This window comes from Bradyrhizobium sp. cir1 (assembly GCF_014198245.1).
Taxonomy (GTDB): Bacteria; Pseudomonadota; Alphaproteobacteria; order Rhizobiales; family Xanthobacteraceae; genus Bradyrhizobium.
Genome location: NZ_JACIHE010000025.1, coordinates 1 through 22,325 on the forward strand (window position 1 = coordinate 1; position 22,325 = coordinate 22,325).

Sequence of the window (22,325 nt, forward strand, 5' to 3'; positions counted from 1 at the left end):
CCGACCGAAAATCCATCCGCCTCAAAATCAAGCGCGCAGGATGGGATAACGCCTTCCTTTTGCAGATCCTCAGCCATATGCGATAGCCCTGCCCTCCAGGGGAGGGTGGCAGTCCCGCCTGATCTAGCGAAGAGTCATCACCACGCGTAGCGGACCACGGCCTTGCCGGCATAGGACCGCGTGACGTTCGAGAACTCGCCTTCGAAGGTTGCCGACGCGGACCAGCCGTTCATCCAGTTCATCTGCACCGATGCCGTGGTCAGCGCAGAATCGCGCGCCTGCGCGGCGCCGTTGACGACAAAGGCCGAACCCGGCAGCGTCTGGAACACCGCACCGACGGTGCGATCCGGGTTGTAGTCATGCGCCCAGGCGAGGCGACCGCGCAGGGTCATCAGGCCACCAGCCGCGGCAAAAGACTTGTCCGCGCGCAGGCCGAGCTCGGTTCGCGTGCTGGTTACGTCCTTGGCGGCATAATTGAGAGCGAAGGTGTTGTTGCCGACCACCGCGAACTCCGAATAGTTCGGCAGGCTGAACAGCGTGGCCTGGGCCGCGGCATAGGGCGTCAGGCCAATCCACTGCGTGGCGTAGCGGTAACCACCCTCGATCCGGCCCGAGCCGGCGTTGGCGTTGAACTGCGCCCGCAATTGATCAACGCCTGCGGCGGTGACAATGCGGTTCGTCGTGACGTCCTGCCAGCCATAGGCCAGCGCTGCGGTGATATAGGCCGGCCCCGCCGTGTGCCGCACGAAGGCGCCGGCCTGGAACAGGTCGGAGCGGCCCCAGCCGAGCCCGTTGACGTTGAAGCCGGTGCCGCCGCCGGCCAGCGCGACACCGGCGATCGTCGACGGCGAGAAGCGATAGTCGAGGCCGACGGCCGTGCCGTAGACGCTGCTGCTGGTGGTGTTGGAGCCGAGGGCAGTGTTGCCGTCGGTGGTCTGCGAGCCACCATAGCCGGCTGCCCACACGTCCCAGCGCTGCTCGAATGTCGCAGCCGGCGCCTTGCGATAGATCGCGGCGAACGCATCGCGCGCGTTCTTGTCACGCGCATTCTTGCCGGTTGCGGCATAGGCATTCGCGCTCGCATCATCGGCATACGGCGTCGCGCCGGGTGCACCGCTGCGCCCCGAGCCGAACACGTCGGTCAGCAGATTGATGAACAGGTTCATCGCGTTGAAAGTCGTCTGCTGCGATCCCGTGCCCGATTCACCGGAGGCCTGCGTGAGACCGGCCGGCGAGAGATTGGCGAGCGCCACAGGAAGGCTGCCGGTGCTGTTGAAATAATTCGTCAGCACGTTGGCGACGTTCTGCTGGTTGACATTGAGGCCGCTGCCATAGCCCAGCGCGAGGTCGAGGTAGACGTTGTGGGGATCGTAGCTGAGCGTCGCATGCAGGTTCGACGACAGGCCCGCGACAACAGGATTGAACGCATCGGGCAACGTACCCGCGTTGAGGATCGTATAGTGCTTCGCGATCGAGCCGGCCGGAACCACGACGACGGCAGCGCCGCCGAGCGTCGCGGTGCCGGTCACGATCGCAAGGCCGTTGCTGGCGCTCGAGACCTGCACCAGATAGCTCGACGCGCTGGTGAACGAGAGGTCGCCTGAGACGGTGAGCGTGCCGGTCGGATTGCCCGGCGCCAGCATGCCGCCATTGACGGTGGTCGTGCCGACCGTGCCGACGCCGCCGAATGTGCCGCCGCTCGCGACGGTCACGGTGCCGTTGATGGTGCCGGCAAGCAGAAGCGTGCCGCCGAGCACGTTCCAGTCCTGATTTCCGGTGCCGGTCACGGTCCAGGTCGAGCTGTCGATCTTGTTGAAGGTCGAGAAGCCATCGTACTGGAGCCCGACGCCGATCAGGTCGAGATTGAACGTATCCTTGCCGGTGCCGCCGAGCTGGAACGTGTCGGTTCCGGATGCAAGCACCTGGCCGTTGATGACGCTGCCGGGGCCGAGCGTCAGCGTGTTCGGGCCGCAGCTGCAGAACTCGATCGCCGCCAAGCCGGTCGCGGCGTTGATGGTGCCGGAATTGAAGACGCTTCCACCGCCGCTCACGGTGATGCCGACACCGCCGGCGCCGACGGTGATGGTACCGGTATTGACGACCTGATTGGTCGTGGTGAACGAGCTCACGTCGATGCCGACACCGGCCGCGCCGACGGTGATCGTGCCATTGTTGGTGACGATGTTGGAATCGCCGAACGCCAGGATGCCTTCCGCGAAATCACCGCCCGTGATCCGACCGCTGTTCGCGACCGTGGCGGACGATCCGGAATAAGCGATGCCCGCCGCGCCCACGCCGACATTGATCGTGCCACTCTGGCTGATCGCGGCCCGGTCGCCCTGCGCCGAGATGCCTGCCGATCCGCTGTCGCCCGCGGTGATCGTGCCGCCATTGGTCACCTTGGCGTCGTCGCCCAGCACCGCAATGCCGACACCGGAGTCGCCGGCCGTGATGGCGCCGAAATTGCTGGCGGTCTGAACGCTGCCTTGCATGAAGATGCCGGTGGCGTTCTGCCCGACCGTGATCGTGCCCGTGGCGGTGTTGGTGATCGTATTATTGTTGTTGATCGCCAGGATGCCGCCGGAGAAGCCGGAGGAATCGCCGACCGTGATCGTGCCCGCGTTCGTAATGGTCGCGCCACCGACCGCGTAGATTCCCATCGAATCGGAGATGCCGGTGATCGTGCCCGTCGCAGCATTGCTGATCGTGTTGTTCTGGCCGGAGAAGATGGCCACCCCCGACGCCCCGACCGACAGAGCGCCGCTATTGGTGACGGTGTTGTTGTCACCGATCGAAATTGCGGACCCGCTGTCACCCGTCGTGATCGTTCCGGTATTGGCGATGACGTTGTGATCGATCGCAAGGATGCCGCGACGGTTGTCGAGCACGGTGATGGTACCGTTGTTGGTCACGGTGTTGGCGTTTTCGACACCGATGCCGATCAGGCCCGAGCCGGCCGACAGAGTTCCGTTGTTGGTCACGGTGCTGGAATCGTTGACGCCGATCGAGAGCGTGCCGTTGTCGTTCACGGTCGCGCCGGACAGCACGTTGACATTGAGGCTGTTGATCCCGGCTCCGGCCTGAAAGCCGTCCGCGTCGGTGCCGCTACAGGTCACGGTCTGGCCGCTCGTGGCCGGATCGGGTGCGCACAGCGCGCTGGCCGGAGTCGTCCAGAGGCTGAGACTGCCGAAGAGTACGCTTGCACTGACAAGCAGCATGGCGCCGCGTCGGCGCAGTCGACCCTGCCGCCTCGATAGCCCCTCGCCCCTCACGTCACGCTCCCCATTCCCGGCAATTGCAGCGGGAACCTAGGCCATCAAGGGGCGCCGTAGAACTACGGCGCCCCCGGAATGCGTCCGTTTGGCACACAACCGAAGCAGAATCCCGCCGTCATGTTGCAACCGCGCCACGGTTTGCCGGTGCCGTCGCCAGTCGCGCACGGGCGGGCTCGAATGGGATGTTGACGGCCGTTCACAACACTTCCCAGGGACCGGACAGGCCGCCCTCGACCGAACGACACCTTCACCAGCGAAAGCCGAGCCGCGCGCAGCTTCCGGTGCCGGCAATGGCTCAGTAATTGGACGCCGCGGCCTCATTCGGAATGCCGTCGATCGGGCACTCGTCGGTCCCCGGCGTCGAGCGGGTCATGGCCTCGACCATGTCGCGCGTGCCTTCGGGATCCCTAATCCAGTTCTTGTAGAAATCATACGGGCACGCCGCGACGCCGCGCGGGCTGTCGCCGGAATTGATCATTCCGGTGTAGCCGCGGTGGACCAGCTTGTAGAGATGGTTCTGCGACTGGCCGTTGCGGCGGGCGTCGCGGATCAGATGTTTCGACAGCTGCGCGTACTGGATGCCGTAATCCTCCTCACCGCACTCGCCGAGCGTACGGCCGTCGAAGCCGATGATCGCGGAGTGACCGAAATAGGAATAGACGCCGTCGAAGCCCGCGGCATTGGCGACCGCGACATAGACATTGTTGGCCCACGCCATGGCCTTGGAAATCATGACCTGCTGCTCCTTGGCCGGATACATATAACCCTGGCAACGCACGATCAGCTCTGCGCCCTTCATGGCGCAGTCGCGCCAGATCTCCGGATAATTGCCGTCGTCGCAAATGATGAGGCTGACCTTGAGGCCTTTCGGGCCCTCGGAGACATAGGTGCAATTTCCGGGATACCAGCCTTCGATCGGCACCCACGGCATGATCTTGCGGTACTTCTGCACGATCTCGCCCTTGTCGTTCATCAGGATCAGGGTGTTGTAGGGCGCCTTGTGCGGATGCTCCTCGTGGCGTTCGCCGGTGAGCGAGAACACGCCCCACACTTTTGCCTTGCGGCAGGCCTCGGCGAAGATCGCGGTTTCCTCGCCCGGCACCACGGACGCCGTCTCGTACATCTCCTTGGAATCGTACATGATCCCTTGCGTGGAATATTCCGGGAAGATCACGAGGTCCATGCCGGGCAGACCGACCTTCATGCCGACGATCATGTCGGCGATCTTGCGGGCGTTGTCGAGCACCTCGGCCTTGGTGTGCAGGCGGGGCATCTTGTAGTTGACCACCGCGACGCCGACCGTGTCATTGCTGCTGGAGATATCACCGTGAAGCATGTTGAGCGCTCCTGTCTTTTACTTGTTTGAGATTTCGGCCGATCGGGCAAGCGGGTTAGTGGCTGATCATCCAGGGACGCGCCGTCGGAAAGCCTTTGGCGCCGCTCCCGGTCTTGGTCATCAGCCGCGCCGGCTTTTTCCTGTCCGTCGAGCCCTTGTCTTTCACGGTCTTGCCCGAGGAACAGCAGCCGCAGCCCGGGCCGTGCGAGGCCTTGTATTGCGCCAGCGTCTGCGGCGCATGCGTGCTGCGCTCGTTGACGGCGTGCGCCTTGCGCTTCTCCGCTGGCATGCAAAAGAAATTCGGCGCGGTCAGGATCACCCGCGGCGCCAGCGTCTCGCAATGCGGGCAGCATTGCGGATCGTCGCATTCCGCCATCGGGCGCAAGTCCTTGAAGGGACCGCAGTCGTCACAAAGATATTCGTAGACCGGCATCTTGGATCCCTTCGCGTTTGGTCATGACGGGGCGTCTGCTTCACCTCGCCCCGCTTGCGGGGAGAGGTCGGAACGCATCGGAAGATGCGTTCCGGGTGAGGGGGAGTCTCCGCAAACTCACTGCCACCGTTCGTGCGGAGGCAGCCCCTCACCCCAACCTCTCCCCGCAAGAACGGGGAGAGGGAGCGCACCGACTACTTGTCCGGCGAGATCGGCATCTGGATATCGCCGGTGATGTATTTGATGGGTCCGGTCGCCGACGGCATCACGTCGAAGTCGAAGATCTCGGTCGGCAGCCATAGCGTGGCGCAGGCGTTGGGTACGTCGACCACGCCTGAGATATGGCCCTGGCACGGCGCGGTGCCGAGGATCGAATAGGCCTGGGCGCCGGAGTAGCCGAACTTCTTCAGATATTCGATGGCGTTGAGGCAGGCCTGGCGATAGGCGATGTGGACGTCGAGATAATGCTGCTTGCCGGCTTCATCCACCGAGATGCCTTCGAAGATCAGATAGTCCTTGTAGTTCGGCGTGATCGGCGACGGCTTGAAGATCGGGTTCTTGATGCCGTATTTCGACATGCCGTCCTTGATCACCTCGACCTTGAGATGCAGCCAGCCGGCCATCTCGATGGCGCCGCAGAAGGTGATCTCGCCGTCGCCCTGGCTGAAGTGCAGATCGCCCATCGAGAGACCCGCGCCCGACACGTAGACCGGGAAGTAGATCTTCGAGCCACGGGAGAGATCCTTGATGTCGCAATTGCCGCCGTGTTCGCGCGGCGGCACGGTGCGCGCGCCTTCCGCGCCGATCTTCGCCTTGACGTCACCCTTGGCACGGCCGCCATGGGCGGTCGGCGCGAACGGCGGATTGGCAAGGCCGGGCACGCGGGTCGGGTTGGTCGAGATCAGCTCGGCCTCGCGCTTGTTCCAGGTCTCCAGCATCTTCGGATCAGGCAGACAGCCGATCAGGCCGGGATGGATCAGGCCGGCAAAATTCACGCCGGGCACGTGACGGGACGAGGTATAGAGACCCTTGATGTCCCAGATCGACTTCTGCGCCAGCGGGAAGTGGTCGGTGAGGAAGCCGCCGCCATTCTGCTTGGAGAAGAAGCCGTTGAAGCCCCACAGGCTCTCCTTGAGCGGTCCGACGTCGAGCAGGTCGACCACAAGCAAGTCGCCGGGTTCGGCGCCCTTGACGCCGATCGGACCGGACAGGAAGTGCACGATCGACAGGTCGATGTCGCGCACGTCGTCGGCGGAATCGTTGTTCTTGATGAAGCCGCCGGTCCAGTCATAGGTCTCGATGATGAAATCGTCGCCGGGATTGACCCAGGCCACGATCGGGATGTCGGGGTGCCAGCGGTTGTGCACCATGTCATTTTCGTAAGCCGACTTGGTGAGATCGACCTTGATCAGTGTCTCTGGCATCGAGATGCTCCCCTTTTACTACGGTTGGTTAGACGGACAGATATTTCGAGACCTGCGCGGCATCGACGGCATCGCGCGGATCGTCGCGCACGATCTCGCCGTTCTCGATCACCAGCACGCGGTCTGCGATATCGAGCGCGAAGCTCAGGACCTGCTCGGACACGACGATCGAGAGCCCCTTCTCGTCGCGAATGCGTTTGAGGGTCCGCGCCATCTCCTTGATGATCGAGGGCTGGATGCCTTCGGTCGGCTCGTCCAGCAGCAGCACCTTCGGCTTGGTCGCAAGCGCGCGCGCGATCGCGAGCTGCTGCTGCTGGCCGCCGGAAAGATTGCCGCCGCGGCGGCCCTTCATCTCCAGCAGCACCGGAAACAATTCGTAGATGTCGGCCGGCACCTCCGACCCGCCGGAGACGACGAGGCCGGTCTCGATGTTCTCCTTCACGGTCATCGTCGAGAAGATCATGCGGCCCTGCGGCACATAGGCGAGCCCTTTGGCGACGCGCTCATAACTCGGCAGGCTCCCCAGCTCGGCGCCATCCATGGTCACCGAGCCGCTCTTGGTCGGCAGGATGCCCATCAGCGATTTCATTAGGGTGGTCTTGCCCATGCCGTTGCGGCCCATGATCGCGACGATCTCGTTCGGCGCGACCTTGACGTTGAGCCCGTGCAGCACCTCGCTCTGGCCGTAGGCGACGTGAAGATCGGAAATTGCCAGCATCGATTGCTCCTAAGCTCGGTATGCCTTCCTTCTCCCCTTGTGGGAGAAGGTGGCGCGGGCAAAGCCCGCGACGGATGAGGGGTATGCATCCGCGGATGCGAAATGCAGTTTGACTCGCGGAGAGAGACCCCTCACCCGGATCGCATCTTGCGATGCGATCCGACCTCTCCCACAAGGGGAGAGGTGCACCGTCATTGCCGCGGCGGACTCGACCAACTTCGCCATCGTTCAGTGCCCCAGATAAACTTCGACGACCTTGGGGTCGTTCTTCACCTTCTCCATCGTCCCCTCCGAGAGGATCTGGCCCTGGTGAAGCACGGTGACCTTGTGCGCGATGTCCTCGACGAACTTCATGTCGTGCTCGATCACCAGCACCGAGCGGTTCTTGATGATGCGGTTGAGCAGCTCGGCGGTCTTGGCGCGCTCGGACACGCTCATGCCGGCGACGGGCTCGTCGAGCATCAGGAGGTCCGGATCCTGAATCAGCAGCATGCCGATCTCGAGCCACTGCTTCTGGCCGTGGCTGAGCAGATCGGCATTCATATGCAGCCGGTCCTTCAGGAAGATCATCTCGGCGACCTCGTGCACCCGGTCGCGCACGGCAGCGTCGCGGGTGAAGGTCAATGCGCCGAACACCGAGCGGCCGCGCGGATAGGAGATCTCCAGATTCTCGAACACGGTGAGATCGTCGTAGATCGACGGGTTCTGGAACTTGCGTCCGACCCCGGTTTTAACGATCTCGTTCTCCCGCATCCGCGTCAGCTCCTTGCCGCGGAACTGGATCGAGCCTGACGTCGCTTTGGTCTTGCCGCAGATCAGATCGAGGACGGTGGTCTTGCCGGCGCCGTTGGGACCGATGATGACGCGGATCTCGTTCTCGTCGACATAGAATGAGAGATCGTTGACCGCCTTGAACCCGTCGAACGACACGGTGAGCGCTTCGACGGCGAGCAGGAATTCCTTGGGCTGATGACCTATGAGCATGATGATCTCCTCACTCCGCCGGGGCGCCGTCGGCGACCGAGCTGTCGGTCCAGCCATCAGGTTTCGATTTGCGCGAGGCGATCAGGCGATCGATGCGCGGCTGCACATAGTCGCCCCAGATCCCGGCAAGGCCGTTCGGGAAGGCCAGCACCACGGCGATGAACAAGCCGCCGAGGCCAAACAGCCACAATTCTGGGAAGGTTTCCGACAGGCTCGTCTTGGCGAAGTTGACCAGCAGCGTGCCGTAGATCGCGCCGAGGATCGACAAGCGGCCGCCGACCGCGGTGTAGATCACCATTTCGATCGACGGCACGATGCCGACGAAGGACGGTGACATGAAGCCGACATTGAGCGCGAACATGGCGCCGCCGATCGCGGCGAACACGGCGGCGATGCAGAAAGCGAAGATCTTGAAGTTCGCGACGCTGTAGCCGGAGAAGCGGACGCGATCCTCCTTCTCCCGCATCGCGACCAGGATGCGCCCGAGCTTGGAGTGTCGGACGAACTGCGCGATCATGATGCAGACGAACAGGCAACCGACCTCGAAGAAGTACAGCACGATCTTGGCGTGGTCGGGCCGGATGTCCCATCCCTTCAGCGTGCGAAGGTCGGTCATGCCGTTGATGCCGCCGGTGTAGCCCTGCTGCCCGACGATCAGGATCGTCAGGATGGCGGCGACCGCCTGGGTGATGATGGCGAAATAGGTGCCGCCGACGCGGCGCTTGAACATCGCGGTGCCGATGATCAGCGCGAAGATGCCGGGGACGAGAATGATGGCGGCGATGGTGAAGGTGAGGCTGTTGAACGGCTTCCAGAAGAATGGCAGCGCCGTGATCTGATTCCAGTCCATGAAATCGGGGATGCCGGGGGTCGACTGGATCTTGGTGTTCTCCACGCTCGAGGCCTCGAGCTTGAGGAACATCGCCATGCAGTAGCCGCCGAGCCCGAAGAACACGCCCTGGCCGAGGCTCAGGATGCCGCCATAGCCCCAGCAGATCACCAGTCCCAGCGCGACGAAGGCATAGGTCAGATATTTGGCGACGAGGTTGAGCCTGAACACGTCCAGCGTGAGCGGCAGCACCACCACGAGGAAGACCGCGAGCACCAGAATTCCGATCAGCTCCGATCGATTGAAGAACCGATTGTCGGTCATAACATCAGCCCCATTTCTCACTTGCGGACCTTGAGGGCGAACAGCCCCTGCGGCCGCAGCATCAGGATTCCGACAACGGCGAGCAGCGTCAGCACCTTGGCCATCGAGCCCGACATGAAGAACTCGAGGGTGGATTGCGTCTGCGAGATCGAGAAGGCCGAGGCGATGGTGCCGAGCAGGCTGGCTGCGCCGCCGAACACGACCACCAGGAACGTGTCGACGATATAGAGCTGTCCGGAGGTCGGCCCGGTCGAGCCGATCATGGTGAAGGCGCTGCCAGCGACGCCCGCGATGCCGCAGCCGAGGCCGTAGGTATAGCGGTCGACCTTCTCGGTGTTGATGCCGACGGCGCCGGCCATGATGCGGTTCTGCACCACGGCGCGCACCTGGCGGCCCCAGCGCGATTTGTACATCACATAGGCAACGGAGATGGTGATCAGGACGGTGAGGCACATCACGAAGACGCCGTTGATCGGCACTTCGATGCTGTCTGTGACGTGCAGGGAGCCGAGCATCCATTGCGGCAACTCGACGCCGACCTCGCGCGCGCCGAACACCGAGCGATAGGCCTGCTGCAGCATCAGGCTGAGGCCCCAGGTCGCAAGCAGCGTATCAAGCGGCCGCTTGTAGAGATGCCGTATCAGCACCCATTCCACCAGCATGCCCAGCGCACCGGATGCGAGGAAGGCCAGGATCATCGCGAGGAAGAAGTAGCCGCCGAACAGGCTCGGCATGTAGGTCTGGAACAGGTTGGAGGTCATCCAGGTGACGTAGGCCCCGAGGATCATGAACTCGCCATGGGCCATGTTGATGACGCCCATCTGGCCGAAGATGATCGCAAGACCGAGCGCCATCAGGACGTAGACCGAGAACAGGATCAGTCCTGCAAAGCCCTGCATGACGAAGATGGAGCCAAGGTCACCAAGCGAGTAGTCGCCGAACATCGATGTCCTCCGTCGGGGAATAGGGTCCCGCGTCGCGATGCAGAGTCGCGACGCGGGGGTCTTGGGCATGGACTTGCGATCCACGCCAGGGAGCGGTTTTGCCTTGAGGGGAAGCGCGAGTGACGTCGCCGCTTACTGGTAACCCTTCGGGAACGGATCCGGCTCGACGAGATCGGCGGTCTCGTAGATCAGCTCGAACTGGCCATCGAGCTTGGCACGGCCCACCCGGGTCTTCGACCAGAGGTGATGGTTCTCGTGGATGCGCACATAGCCTTCCGGCGCGCCCTTGAACTCGACGCCCGGCGAGGCCGCCGCGATCTTGTCGACGTCGAAGGAGCCGGCCTTCTCGACCGTCAACTTCCACAGCCACGGGCCGAGATAGGCAGCCTGGGTGACGTCTCCAATCACGGTCTTCTCGCCCCACGCCTTCTTGAACGCCGGCACGAAGGCCTTGTTGTTGGGATTGTCGAGCGACTGGAAGTACTTCATGCAGGCATAGGCGCCCGCGATGTTCTCTCCGCCGATGCCGTCGATCTCGTCCTCGGTCACCGAGATCGTGAGCAGCGGCTGCTTGGCGAGGTCGATGCCGGCGGCCTTGAGCTGCTTGTAGAAGGCGACGTTGGAGCCGCCGACGACGTCGGTGAAGATCACGTCGGGCTTGGTCAGCTTGATCTTGTTGATGACCGAGTTGAACTGGGTCGAGCCGAGCGCGTAATACTCCTCGCCGACGACCTTGCCCTTCAGCACGTTCTCGACATGCTTGCGCGCGATCTTGTTCGAGGTGCGCGGCCAGATGTAGTCGGAGCCGATGAAGAAGAAGGTCTTGGCGCCCTTTTCCTTGGCGATCCAGTTCAGGCCGGCGAGGATCTGCTGTGTTGCCTCCTGGCCGGTGTAGATGACGTTCTTGGACTGCTCGAGGCCTTCATAGAAGGTCGGGTAATAGAGCATGCCGTTGTACTGCTCGACCACCGGAAGCACCGCCTTGCGGGAGGCCGAGGTCCAGCAGCCCATGATCGCCGCGACCTTGTCGTTGACCAGCAGCTTCTTCGCCTTCTCGGCGAAGGTCGGCCAGTCGCTGGCGCCGTCTTCCTGGATGAACTTGATCTTGCGCCCGAGCACGCCGCCCATGGCGTTGATCTGCTCGATGGCGAGCTTCTCGGCCTCGATCGAGCCGGTCTCGGAGATGGCCATGGTGCCGGTGGCCGAATGCAGGATGCCGACCGTGACCTCGGTGTCGGTGACGGCGAGACCCGTGGTGTTGACCGCCGAGGTTGCCGGGGCCTGCGCGAAAGACGCCCGCGGCAGCATCGTGATGGCGGGCACGGCCGCCATTCCCATCAATAGTTTGCGCCGGAGCGGCGACAACAGGCCCTTGTTTGCTTCGTCTGACATGAGCACCCCACTTTTGTTCGAGGACACGCGATTGGTGCCGTGAGGATGGCTCGAATTTGTGCAGCGCAAGCATACGCAAGATCGCGTATACTGCACCGCAAAATACCGACGTAGGCTTTTGGTACGGGATTTGCGAGGGCTCCGGGTCCGTTTCGGTAGTGGGGTAAAGAGTGGCAGGGCGGCAGCGAATAGACCGCGTCAGGCGCCAATACAACCAATGGGTTGCCAACCAGACGCTGGAAGACTACGCGCTGCGCTTCACCGCCAAGAGCGCGCGGCGTTGGTCCGCCGCCCGCGTCGCCAACACCGCGATCGGCGCGATCTCCTTCCTGGTGCTCGAGGCGATCGGCGGCACCATCACCCTGAATTACGGCGTCACCAACGCCGCGGCCGCGATCCTCGTCGTCTCCGCCATCATCTTCTGCTGCGGCGTGCCGATTGCCTATCATGCCGCCAAATGCGGCATCGACATCGACCTCCTCACCCGCGGTGCCGGCTTCGGCTATATCGGCTCGACCGTGACGTCGCTGATCTACGCCTCCTTCACCTTCATCTTCTTCGCGGTGGAGGCGGTGATCCTGGCGACGGCCCTGGAGATGTGCCTCGGAATCCCGCGCCCGATCGGCTACCTCATCAGCGCGGTGGCGATTATCCCGCTCGTGACCTACGGCATCACGCTGATCAGCCGCTTCCAGCTCTGGACGCAGCCGCTCTGGATCGTCCTGCACATCCTGCCCTTTGTTGCGATCGCCTGGGCCAATCCCCACTCCTTCACGGAATGGCGCAAATTCTCCGGCGAGCACGGCGACCTCAACGGGCATTTCGATTTGCTGCTGTTCGGCGTGGCATCATCGGTGGTGTTCTCGCTGGTGGCTCAGATCGGCGAGCAGGTCGACTTCCTCAGGTTTCTGCCGCGCGACCGCCGCGCCTCCAAGGCATCGTGGTGGATCGCGCTGATGAGCGCGGGACCGGGCTGGATCGTGCTCGGCGCGCTGAAACTCCTGGCCGGCTCGTTCCTGGCCTTCTTTGCACTGAGCCACGGCGTGCCGCCCGAAGAGGCCGCCGAGCCGGCGCATATGTATCTCGTCGCCTTTCGATATGTGCTGTCCGAGCCGGACCTCGCGCTGGCCCTGACCGGCATCTTCGTGGTCCTGTCGCAGATCAAGATCAACGTCACCAACGCCTATGCCGGCTCGATCGCCTGGTCGAATTTCTTCTCGCGTCTGACCCATAGCCATCCCGGTCGCGTGGTCTGGCTGGTGTTCAACGTGATGGTGGCACTGCTGCTGATGGAGATCGGCGTCTACAAGGCGCTGGAGCAGACGCTGGCGCTCTACTCCAACGTCGCGATCGCCTGGGTCGGCGCGCTGGTGTCCGACCTCGTGATCAACAAGCCGCTCGGCCTGCGTCCGCCGCAAATGGAGTTCAAGCGCGCGCATCTCTACGACATCAACCCGGTCGGCGTCGGCGCGATGACGCTCGCGATCATCGTCTCGATCGCGGCGTTCTACGGCCTGTTCGGTCCGACCATGAAGGCGCTGGCCGCCTTCGTCGCCCTGACGGTCGCCTTCGTCACCGCGCCTGTGATCGCCTGGCTCACGGACGGTAAATTCTACATCGCGCGCAAGCCGAAGCGGAGCTGGGCCAATATCGAGGCGATCCAGTGCTGTATCTGCGAGCACAGTTTTGAGCCGGAGGACACCACCTCCTGCCCCGCCTACGCCGGCCCGATCTGCTCACTGTGCTGCTCGCTCGACGCCCGCTGCCACGATCTCTGCAAGCCGCATGCGCGCGCACAGGTGCAGTTTGCCGAGGCGCTCGGCAAGATCCTGCCGCAGCCGATCTATCAGCGGATCAACTCGCAATTCGGCCACTACGTCGGCGTCTTCGTGGTCTCGGCGGGTCTCGTCGCGCTGGTGCTCGGACTTATCTATCTCCAGACCTCGGCCAGCGTGCACGGCGAGAACATGCTCATCTCAAACGTGCTGTGGAAGGTGTTCTTCTCGCTCAGCATCATCATCGGCGTGGTGGCCTGGCTGTTCGTGCTGGCACAGCAGAGCCGCCGCGCCGCCGAGGCTGAGACGCGGCGGCAGACCGCGCTGCTGATCCAGGAAATCGACGCCCACAAGCGCACCGACGCCGAGCTCCAGCGCGCCAAGGAGGTCGCCGAATCCGCTAACCTCGCCAAGAGCCGCTATGTGGTCGGCCTCAGCCACGAGCTGCGTTCGCCGCTCAACGCCATCAGCGGCTATGCGCAGCTGCTCGAGCAGGACGCGACGCTGAGCACCAAGCCGCGCGACCAGGTCCGCGTCGTTCGCCGCAGCGCCGATCACCTCTCCGGCCTGATCGACGGCATTCTGGACATCTCGAAGATCGAGGCGGGGCGGCTATACCTCTCACGCGACGAGGTGCGGCTCAGCGAGTTCCTGGACCAGCTCGTCGGCATGTTCCGCCTCCAGGCCGCCGCCAAGGGCATCGACTTCGTGTTCAGACGTCCCGCGCATCTGCCGGTCGTGGTCTATGCCGACGAGAAGCGGCTGCGCCAGGTGCTGATCAACCTGCTCTCCAACGCCATAAAATTCACCCAGACCGGCAGCGTGCAGTTCGTCGTGCACTATCGCAGCCCCGTCGCCGAGTTCGAAGTGATCGACACCGGCCCTGGCATCCGGGGCGACGATCTCGAGCGCATCTTCGCGCCCTTCGAGCGCGGCGCGCTCGGCGTCGCGCAGCCGCAGACCGGAACGGGCCTCGGCCTGACGATCAGCCGGCTGCTGGCCGGCGTCATGGGCGGCGACATCAAGGTCACGAGCACGGTCGGCACCGGCTCGACGTTCAAGGTCAAGATCCTGCTGTCGGAGGTCACCAATCCGCAGCGCATCGCGCCGGTGGAAGCTCCTGTTTCCGGCTATCACGGCGCACGCAAGACGATCCTGATTACCGACGACGACCCCGTGCATCGCGACCTGCTGCGCGAGGTGCTGACGCCGCTCGGCTTCATCCTGCTCAGCGCGCCCGACGGCGCGGGATGCCTGGCACTGGCGCAACATTGCCGTCCCGATCTGTTCCTGCTCGACATCTCCATGCCGGCGATGGACGGCTGGGCGGTGGCGGAGGCCTTGCGCGCCAGCGGCCATCACCAGGCGCGTATCCTGATGGTGTCGGCGAGTGCGCTGGAGGCTCACGGCACGCCGCTGGCACAGCCCTTCCATGACGGCTATCTGATGAAGCCGATCGACATTCCGCGGCTGCTGGAGACGATCCGCCAGCTCCTCAAGATCGAATGGCAGTACGGCTCGGACGAGATCGCGGTGCCGTTCTGGCGGCCCGAGAGCGGGTCACGGCCGCCGGCGCGGCACATCGAGGCGTTGATCGGGCTCGGCCAGATCGGCTACGTCAAGGGTATCCAGCTCAAGCTGGACGAGATCGGCAGCGAGCACCCGGAGCATGCCGACTTCGTCGCGCAGATGCGGTCGCTGGTCGATCGCTTCGATCTCGACCAGTACATGACCACATTGAAGACGTTGCATGCTTATGAGCATTGAACCAAAGAAGCGCGACGTCGCGCTCGTCGTCGATGATTCCCCGGAGACACTGCGGCTGCTCACCGACGCGCTCGACGGCGCCGGCATGACCGTGATGGTGGCGCTCGATGGCGCGAGCGCGATGCGCATCGTCGACCAGATCACGCCCGACATCGTGCTGCTCGATGCGGTGATGCCCGGCATCGACGGGTTCGAGACCTGCCGCCGCCTCAAGCGCGATGCGGGCCTTGCCAACGTTCCCGTGATTTTCATGACGGGGCTTGCCGAGACCGAGCACATCGTGCGCGGGCTGGACGCCGGCGGCGTCGACTACGTGACCAAACCGATCGTGATCGAGGAAATGCTGGCGCGCATCCGCGTGCATCTCGGCAACGCCCGGCTGACGCAGAGCGCGCGCGCCGCGCTCGACGTCTCCGGCCGCTTCCTGTTCGCGGTCAACCGGCAGGGCCATTTGCTTTGGGCCACCCCGCAGGCACAGAAGCTGCTCGCCGATCATCACGGCGCGCAGGCCGACGACTTCGTTCTGCCGCCGTCACTGCTGCAATGGCTGGAGCAGGTCAAGGGGAAGGGAAGCGCGAAATCGCAAGCCGCGTCCCTGCCCGACAGTCCGCAACTCCGCCTCTACTACATGGGCGAGACCGCGCCGAATGAATTCCTGCTACGGCTGTCCAAGGAAGCCGGCACCGCACTGCCGCCCGAGTTCACCAGCGAGCTCGGGCTCACCACGCGCGAAGGCGAGGTGCTGGCCTGGCTCAGCAAGGGCAAGACCAACCGCGACATCGCGCAGATTTTGGGCCTCAGCCCGCGCACGGTCGACAAGCATCTCGAGCAGATCTACTCCAAGCTCGGCGTGGAGAACCGGACGGCGGCCGCGGCCATTGCAGCGAATGCGACGCGAAGGAATTCGTAGCTTACTCTGTTGATGAGTTGGTACGCCGTTCGCCCAAACAACGATGTCGTCCCGGACAAGCGCAGCGCCGATCCGGGACCCATAACCACAGGGAGTAGTTTGGCGCGAGTTGATAACTCCGAGTCCCCGTAGCCACCTCTCACTGTGGTTATGGGTCCCGGGTTCGCTTCGCGCCCCGGGACGACAATCGAGTGTGTGGCGAGCGACCGCCACACTCACCCCTCATTCGCTACATCACCCGTAAACGAACGCCCCATCATCCAGATCCGTCTTCGGGATCTCGTCCTTTTCGGTCCAGTAATCCTGACTGTGCTGCCATTCCGGCTTGTCGCCACGCTTGGGCAGCAGGTTCATGTTGCGCATCATGTAGCCGGGGTTGAAGTTTTCCGGATCGATCCAGGGCAGGATCGGCATGTTGTGGTCCTCGGGGCGCAAGCTCACCTCGACCTTCCTTTTGCCCTTCGCCTTCATGTGGCCGAGCAGCCGGCAGACGAAATCGGCGACGAGATCGACGCGCAGCGTCCAGCTCGCGCGGAAATAGCCGAACACCCAGACCATGTTCGGCACGCCCGTGAACATCATTCCGCGATAGGTGACGGTGTCGCCGAAGGCGAGCGGCTTGCCGTCGATCTCGAAGGCGATGTCGCCGAGCGCCGCGAGATTGAAGCCTGTCGCGGTGACGATGATGTCGGCTTCCAGCAGCTTGCCCGATTTGAGCTGGATGCCGTTCTCGACAAAGCATTCGATCTCGTCGGTGACGACGGAGGCCTTGCCGCTGGCGATGCCCTTGAACAGATCGGCATCCGGCACGAAGGCAATGCGCTGCCGCCACGGACGATAGCTGGGCGTAAAGTGTTTCTCGACATCGTAGTCCGGGCCGAGCACCGCGCTGATCTGGCCGATCAGCTCCTTCTTGACCTGCTCGGGCTTCGACACGCAGAGCTTCGTGAACGCATCCTGCTCGAACAGGATTTTTCGCCGCACGATCTCGTGGATCCAAGCCTCGTCCACTTGGAGCCGGCGCAGCTCCTCGGCGATCTCGATGGCGTTGCGGCCGAGGCGGAAATAGGTCGGCGAGCGCTGCAGCATAGTGACGTGCGCGCATGTGTCCGCGATGTTCGGCACCAGTGTCGCCGCGGTCGCACCTGAGCCGATCACGACCACTTTCTTGTCCTTGAGATCGATGTCGTCAGGCCAGTTCTGCGGATGGACGATACGGCCCTTGAAGCGGTCCATACCCTTCCATTCCGGCGTGTAGCCCTCCGAATGGCGGTAATAGCCTTGGCACATCCAGAGGAAGTTTGCGGTAAAGGTCCTTGCCTCGCCCGTATCGGTGGCCGTTGCCTCGATGGTCCAGAGATTCTGTTCGCTCGACCAGCTCGCGGAATTGATCTTGTGCTTGTAGCGGATGTGGCGGGCGATATCGTTGTCGTCGATCACCTCTTTCATGTAGGAGAGAATCTCCTCGGCGGTCGCGATGGGCGGCCCGACCCAGGGCTTGAAGCTGTAGCCGAAGGTGTGGAGGTCGCTGTCCGATCGGATGCCGGGATAGCGATGGGTGCTCCAGGTGCCGCCGAACGTCGCCTGCGTTTCGAGGATGACGTAGCTCGTGCCCGGCAGCTGCTTTTCGATATGATAGGCACTGCCGATACCGGAGATACCGGCGCCGACGATCAGCACGTCGAAATGTTCCGAGGCCTGCTTGGTGGTGGCGTGACTGCGTACAGCGACATTCATTGTTGCTTCTATGCCTTGCTTGTTTTTGTGGCCGCCCTTGACCGGACGGCGCGTTTCCTCCGCGACAGGCATGGTCGCCCATCGCGCTTCCGCTACAAAATGACATAGATCAAGTCGCGGTCAAATCACAGCGCCGCACCCCAGCTCCGCGCGGTCTGCAAAATCCAGTCGCGGTAGAGCGTGAGCGGCGTGACACCGGTCAATCCGCCGCAGCCGGCCGCGCCGTTCGGCCCCGTGGACCAACTGATGACGCCGACAAGCACGGCACCATTCGGCTTGTCCTCGAACACAGGACCGCCGGAATCGCCGGTGCAGGCGCCAATTCCGTCACGAACTCCGTTGGTTACGGGATCGACAAGCCGGATCTGCAGCGTGCCCGGCTGCCCTGTCGCGACAAGGCCGGCAACGCGCGTCGTGCCCCCGCTCTTGCCGTCGCCGCGCGCGGTGACGCCGATACCGGCGATGACGAAGCGGCTGCCGACCTGGATCGGAATAGTCGGCATGCCGACCGGCACTGTCGATTTTCCCTTGAGTGGAATTTCCAGTTGCAGCAAAGCCACGTCGGCGGTGGCGCGATGCGCCTGCATCGCCTGCATGTTGAAGTTCGGATGGATCGCGACGGTGCGCACGTTCAGCAATTGCGGCGCACCGTCTGCGCCGCGATCGACGATCTTGTAGTCGGCGCCGGGCTGTACGCAGTGGGCCACCGTCAACACCAGTTTTGGCGCGATCAGGCTGCCGGTACAGAAATTGCCGCGCGAGCCGACGATGGTGACGACGGCGCGCGCGACCCCATCGGCCTGCGGCGTGCCGCCACCGACGATGGCGTGGGCAGGTGTGGCGAGCAGCAGTGCAGCTGTGATGAACGTGGCAAGCTTCTTCATGGGAACACGCATCGGCATCGGTGAAGGCGGACGATTGCTTCGGACTGGCTCTTGCCGATAGCGCATGCTAGCCCTCTTGGAAAGGAATTGACGAGGGCAGGATCGTGGCGATCGAAGCGGTGATCTTTGATTTTGGCGGCGTGCTCACGAGCTCGCCGTTCGAGGCGTTCACGCGGTTCGAGACCGAGCGCGGCCTGCCCGCCGACATCATCCGGCGCACCAACGCGGCCAATCATCTGGAGAACGCCTGGGCCAGATTCGAGCGGGCCGAGGTCGATATCGAGACCTTCGATCGTTTGTTCGCCGAGGAATCCCGTGCGTTCGGCGCGGAGGTGCGCGGCCGCGACGTGCTGCCGCTGCTGCAGGGCGATCTGCGGCCGGAGATGGTCGAGGCCTTGAAGCAAATCAAGACGCAATTCAGGACGGGCTGCATCACCAACAATTTGCCGGCGAACGCCATCGGCAGCATGACCGGACGCTCCCTCTACATCGCCGAGGTGATGGTGCTGTTCGATCATGTCATCGAATCCGCCAAGATCGGCCTGCGCAAACCGGATCCGCGCATCTACCGGCGGATGATCGAGACGCTGAAGGTCGATCCGAACAACTGCGTCTATTTCGACGATCTCGGCGTCAATTTGAAGCCCGCGCGCGAGATGGGCATGACCACGATCAAGGTGACGAGCGGGGCGCAGGCGATCGCGGAGCTTGAGAAGGCGACGGGGCTGAAGCTGAGCTAGCGCAACTTATTCCGCAGCCGTAGGTGGGCAAAGCGGAAGCATGCCCACCAAACGCAGATGGTGGGCACGGCGCGTCCGCGCCTTTGCCCACCCTACGAGACCTATTCCGCCGCAGCAGCAATCCGCTCCGGAAACGCCGCTGCCAGCGCAGCACGATCCGGCTTCAGCACGCCTCGTTCGGTGATCAGGCCCGTCACCAGCCGCGCCGGCGTCACGTCGAACGCATAGTTCGCGACCGGCGAGTTCTCGGGCACGATCCGCACCGTTTCCAGCCGGCCATCGGCGGTACGGCCGGTCATGTCGGTGACCTCCGCGCCGCTGCGCTGCTCGATCGGAATGTCGCGGATGCCGTCATCAACAGTGAAATCGATCGTCGGCGACGGCAGCGCGACGTAGAACGGCACGCCGTTGTCATGCGCGGCGAGCGCCTTCAGGTAGGTGCCGATCTTGTTGCAGACGTCGCCATTGGCGGCGACGCGGTCGGTGCCGACGATGGCGAGATCGACCATACCGTGCTGCATCAGGTGCCCGCCGGTGTTGTCGGGGATCACCGTGTGCGGCACGCCGTGATGGCCGAGCTCCCAGGCGGTGAGCGAGGCGCCCTGGTTGCGCGGACGGGTCTCGTCGACCCAGACATGGATCTTGATACCACGCTCATGCGCGAGGTAGATCGGCGCGGTCGCCGTGCCCCAGTCGACGGTGGCGAGCCAGCCGGCGTTGCAATGGGTCAGCACGTTGACCACTTCATCCGGCTTCGTCGCCGCAATCGCTTCAATCAGCGCAAGCCCGTTGCCGGCGATGCCGCGATTGATCTCGACGTCCTGCTCGACGATCTCGTCGGCGCGCGCATAGGCCGCTTCCGCCCGTTCCAGCGGATCGATCGGCGCGAGCGTCGCGCGCATCTCGTCCAGCGCCCATTTCAGGTTGATCGCGGTCGGCCGTGCCACAACGAGCGTGTCGTAGGCGCGCTGCAGGCCGGCGTCGGAGGCGTCCTCGCGCATCGCAAGCGCCATGCCATAGGCCGCAGTGGCCCCGATCAGCGGCGCGCCGCGCACCAGCATGTCGCGGATCGCAACGGCTGCGTCCTCGCACGAGGTCAGTCGCGCGATGACGAATTCATGCGGCAGCCGGCGCTGGTCGATCGCGCCGACCGACCAGCCGTCACGCTCGCGCCAGATGCTGCGGAAATGCTTGCCGTCGACCTTCATGGCATTCTGCCTTTCGTCTCAACCGCGCAGCACGCGCCCTGCCACCGCATCGAGCTTCTTCAGGAGCTCGGGATCGCGCGCCTCGGGCGCCGTGATCAGCGCGGTGTCGAGCGCGCGGTCCGAACCGATCGGGCACGGCTCGTGCTCGCGCGGGAAATCCTTCGCCAGCCGCACCACCAGTGCCTTGGCCTTGTCGGCGTTCGAGGTCAGCACACGGATGATGTCCTGCACGGTGACGGCATCGTGATCGGGATGCCAGCAGTCGAAGTCCGTCACCATCGCGACGGTGGCGTAGCAAATCTCGGCCTCACGCGCGAGTTTTGCTTCGGGCATATTGGTCATGCCGATCACCGAATAGCCCAGCGTCTTGTAGGTCATGCTTTCCGCATAGGTGGAGAATTGCGGCCCTTCCATGCAGACATAGGTGCCGCCGCGCGCGATTGCGATGCCTTCCGCTTCGGCAGCCGCCGCGAGATGGATGCGCAGCCGCGGCGAGACCGGATGCGCCATCGACACATGCGCGACGCAGCCGCGGCCGAAGAACGAGCTCTCGCGCTTGTGGGTGCGATCGACGAACTGGTCGACGAGCACGAAGGTGCCGGGCGGCATCTCTTCCTTGAACGAGCCGCAGGCCGACAGCGAGATCAGGTCGGTGACCCCAGCGCGCTTAAGCACGTCGATATTGGCGCGATAGTTGATGTCCGACGGCGACAGCCGGTGGCCCTTGTCATGCCGCGGCAGGAACACGATCGGCAGGCCGGCGATGAAGCCGCGCCTTAAGGGAGCCGACGGCTCGCCCCAGGGGCTCTCGATCACCTCTTCACGCGCGCCCTCGAGACCCGGCAGGTCGTAGATGCCGGAGCCCCCGATGATGCCCAATACCGCCTGCGTCATACCCGCTCCACCCTGTTCGCCACGTGCGACATGGTTAAAGCTATGCCAGTTTTGCGGCGGTTTTGGAACGGGGGTGGAGGGGGATGGCGGGACTGTGAGGTGCGCAGGCGCTTGCCACTCACTCGGTGTCGTCCTGGCAAAAGGCAGGACCCATACCGCTAGGTCTATCGTTGGGAACGCCATTAATCCCGAACGACCAGCCTTCGCCAAATTCCTCCCTGGGGTAATGGGTCCTGGCTCTCGCCAGGACGACCCCGAGAGAATTTAGTTAAGCCGCGGCCGCCAAACGCAACTGCGTCGCGACCATCCGTTCCAGCGTCTCGACGGACTGGAAATTCTCCGGCGTGATCTCGGACTGCGGGATGGTGAAGTCGAACTCGGCTTCGACGCCGAGCATGAGATTGACCATGTCCATCGAGGTCAGGCCGACGTCGACGAGCTTGGCTGACGGGGTGACATCGGCGGACAGCGCGTTCTGCGTGAAGATGCCCTTCACCAGCTTGATGATGCGATTGCGCAATTCGGGTTCGAAGGCCTGCATCGATAAATTCCCATCTCTCTATGTAAAGGTCGGGCCGGACTGCCGGGTACGATGGGCAGGGACGACCGATCCCGCAATGGGTGTCACCATTACTTCGCCTTTCTTAGTAAACGATGACTCAGATTGTCTGAAATTCATGCCGCTTCCAGTTCACTAACGCGATCGCGGAAATCCGGGGGATGCGAAAAACCGGGCCTTAACTGTCCATTC

Annotated in this window: 17 protein-coding genes; 3 read left to right on the forward strand and 14 right to left on the reverse strand. The window is 63.6% G+C overall.

What is annotated here, in order from left to right; all coding sequences use genetic code 11:
- Window positions 1-137: 137 nt before the first annotated feature.
- The 9 genes from GGD63_RS33140 to urtA form a co-directional block, all read right to left on the reverse strand.
- Window positions 138-3,218: an autotransporter domain-containing protein gene (locus tag GGD63_RS33140; protein WP_210316070.1), complete on the reverse strand. Its 3,081-nt coding sequence runs from the start codon at window positions 3,216-3,218 to the stop codon at window positions 138-140.
- 352 nt (window positions 3,219-3,570) lie between these two features.
- A complete protein-coding gene (locus GGD63_RS33145) occupies window positions 3,571-4,611 on the reverse strand; it encodes an aliphatic amidase (protein WP_183248412.1) in 1,041 nt (346 codons plus the stop codon).
- 55 nt (window positions 4,612-4,666) lie between these two features.
- Complete coding sequence (locus GGD63_RS33150) at window positions 4,667-5,044, reverse strand: zinc ribbon domain-containing protein (protein ID WP_183248415.1); 378 nt, start codon at window positions 5,042-5,044, stop codon at window positions 4,667-4,669.
- A 194-nt stretch (window positions 5,045-5,238) separates the two neighbouring features.
- Entirely contained in the window at window positions 5,239-6,468 is a 1,230-nt protein-coding gene (gene fmdA, locus GGD63_RS33155) for a formamidase (protein ID WP_183248417.1), read from the reverse strand.
- 28 nt (window positions 6,469-6,496) lie between these two features.
- Window positions 6,497-7,186, reverse strand: coding sequence for an urea ABC transporter ATP-binding subunit UrtE (gene urtE, locus GGD63_RS33160; protein WP_183248419.1), 690 nt, complete (start codon window positions 7,184-7,186; stop codon window positions 6,497-6,499).
- Window positions 7,187-7,414: 228 nt separating this feature from the next.
- Entirely contained in the window at window positions 7,415-8,170 is a 756-nt protein-coding gene (urtD, locus tag GGD63_RS33165; protein WP_183248421.1) for an urea ABC transporter ATP-binding protein UrtD, read from the reverse strand.
- Window positions 8,171-8,180: 10 nt separating this feature from the next.
- Window positions 8,181-9,323: an urea ABC transporter permease subunit UrtC gene (urtC, locus tag GGD63_RS33170; RefSeq protein ID WP_183248423.1), complete on the reverse strand. Its 1,143-nt coding sequence runs from the start codon at window positions 9,321-9,323 to the stop codon at window positions 8,181-8,183.
- 17 nt (window positions 9,324-9,340) lie between these two features.
- Entirely contained in the window at window positions 9,341-10,267 is a 927-nt protein-coding gene (gene urtB / locus GGD63_RS33175) for an urea ABC transporter permease subunit UrtB (protein WP_183248425.1), read from the reverse strand.
- A gap of 132 nt (window positions 10,268-10,399) precedes the next feature.
- Window positions 10,400-11,659, reverse strand: a complete 1,260-nt coding sequence (gene urtA / locus GGD63_RS33180) for an urea ABC transporter substrate-binding protein (protein ID WP_183248426.1) — start codon at window positions 11,657-11,659, stop codon at window positions 10,400-10,402.
- A gap of 170 nt (window positions 11,660-11,829) precedes the next feature.
- Between urtA and GGD63_RS33185 the strand changes: the two genes are divergently transcribed.
- Entirely contained in the window at window positions 11,830-15,201 is a 3,372-nt protein-coding gene (locus GGD63_RS33185) for an ATP-binding protein (protein WP_183248428.1), read from the forward strand.
- Complete coding sequence (locus tag GGD63_RS33190) at window positions 15,185-16,111, forward strand: response regulator (protein ID WP_183248430.1); 927 nt, start codon at window positions 15,185-15,187, stop codon at window positions 16,109-16,111. The genes GGD63_RS33185 and GGD63_RS33190 overlap by 17 nt, the downstream gene beginning before the upstream one ends.
- A gap of 234 nt (window positions 16,112-16,345) precedes the next feature.
- On the opposite strand, the gene GGD63_RS33195 is transcribed toward GGD63_RS33190, so the two are convergent.
- Window positions 16,346-17,848, reverse strand: coding sequence for an NAD(P)/FAD-dependent oxidoreductase (locus tag GGD63_RS33195; protein WP_183248431.1), 1,503 nt, complete (start codon window positions 17,846-17,848; stop codon window positions 16,346-16,348).
- Window positions 17,849-17,973: 125 nt separating this feature from the next.
- The gene (locus tag GGD63_RS33200) at window positions 17,974-18,732 is read right to left on the reverse strand and encodes a trypsin-like serine protease (protein ID WP_183248433.1); all 759 of its coding nucleotides are present in this window, start codon (window positions 18,730-18,732) and stop codon (window positions 17,974-17,976) included.
- Window positions 18,733-18,836: 104 nt separating this feature from the next.
- On the opposite strand from GGD63_RS33200, the gene GGD63_RS33205 reads away from it, so the two are divergent.
- Window positions 18,837-19,472: an HAD-IA family hydrolase gene (locus GGD63_RS33205; RefSeq protein ID WP_183248435.1), complete on the forward strand. Its 636-nt coding sequence runs from the start codon at window positions 18,837-18,839 to the stop codon at window positions 19,470-19,472.
- A 101-nt stretch (window positions 19,473-19,573) separates the two neighbouring features.
- On the opposite strand, the gene mtnA is transcribed toward GGD63_RS33205, so the two are convergent.
- The 3 genes from mtnA to GGD63_RS33220 form a co-directional block, all read right to left on the reverse strand.
- Window positions 19,574-20,680: an S-methyl-5-thioribose-1-phosphate isomerase gene (gene mtnA / locus GGD63_RS33210; RefSeq protein WP_183248437.1), complete on the reverse strand. Its 1,107-nt coding sequence runs from the start codon at window positions 20,678-20,680 to the stop codon at window positions 19,574-19,576.
- An 18-nt stretch (window positions 20,681-20,698) separates the two neighbouring features.
- The gene (locus tag GGD63_RS33215; RefSeq protein WP_183248439.1) at window positions 20,699-21,574 is read right to left on the reverse strand and encodes an S-methyl-5'-thioadenosine phosphorylase; all 876 of its coding nucleotides are present in this window, start codon (window positions 21,572-21,574) and stop codon (window positions 20,699-20,701) included.
- A gap of 268 nt (window positions 21,575-21,842) precedes the next feature.
- Window positions 21,843-22,115, reverse strand: coding sequence for a phosphopantetheine-binding protein (locus tag GGD63_RS33220; protein WP_183248441.1), 273 nt, complete (start codon window positions 22,113-22,115; stop codon window positions 21,843-21,845).
- Window positions 22,116-22,325: the final 210 nt, after the last annotated feature.

Coding starts and splice junctions, on each gene's coding strand:
- GGD63_RS33140 (WP_210316070.1), bottom strand. CDS start 3,218: ATGCTGCTTGTCAGTGCAAGCGTACTCTTCGGCAGTCTCAGCCTCTGG.
- GGD63_RS33145 (WP_183248412.1), bottom strand. CDS start 4,611: ATGCTTCACGGTGATATCTCCAGCAGCAATGACACGGTCGGCGTCGCG.
- GGD63_RS33150 (WP_183248415.1), bottom strand. CDS start 5,044: ATGCCGGTCTACGAATATCTTTGTGACGACTGCGGTCCCTTCAAGGAC.
- fmdA (WP_183248417.1), bottom strand. CDS start 6,468: ATGCCAGAGACACTGATCAAGGTCGATCTCACCAAGTCGGCTTACGAA.
- urtE (WP_183248419.1), bottom strand. CDS start 7,186: ATGCTGGCAATTTCCGATCTTCACGTCGCCTACGGCCAGAGCGAGGTG.
- urtD (WP_183248421.1), bottom strand. CDS start 8,170: ATGCTCATAGGTCATCAGCCCAAGGAATTCCTGCTCGCCGTCGAAGCG.
- urtC (WP_183248423.1), bottom strand. CDS start 9,323: ATGACCGACAATCGGTTCTTCAATCGATCGGAGCTGATCGGAATTCTG.
- urtB (WP_183248425.1), bottom strand. CDS start 10,267: ATGTTCGGCGACTACTCGCTTGGTGACCTTGGCTCCATCTTCGTCATG.
- urtA (WP_183248426.1), bottom strand. CDS start 11,659: ATGTCAGACGAAGCAAACAAGGGCCTGTTGTCGCCGCTCCGGCGCAAA.
- GGD63_RS33190 (WP_183248430.1), top strand. CDS start 15,185: ATGCTTATGAGCATTGAACCAAAGAAGCGCGACGTCGCGCTCGTCGTC.
- GGD63_RS33195 (WP_183248431.1), bottom strand. CDS start 17,848: ATGAATGTCGCTGTACGCAGTCACGCCACCACCAAGCAGGCCTCGGAA.
- GGD63_RS33200 (WP_183248433.1), bottom strand. CDS start 18,732: ATGAAGAAGCTTGCCACGTTCATCACAGCTGCACTGCTGCTCGCCACA.
- mtnA (WP_183248437.1), bottom strand. CDS start 20,680: ATGAAGGTCGACGGCAAGCATTTCCGCAGCATCTGGCGCGAGCGTGAC.
- GGD63_RS33215 (WP_183248439.1), bottom strand. CDS start 21,574: ATGACGCAGGCGGTATTGGGCATCATCGGGGGCTCCGGCATCTACGAC.
- GGD63_RS33220 (WP_183248441.1), bottom strand. CDS start 22,115: ATGCAGGCCTTCGAACCCGAATTGCGCAATCGCATCATCAAGCTGGTG.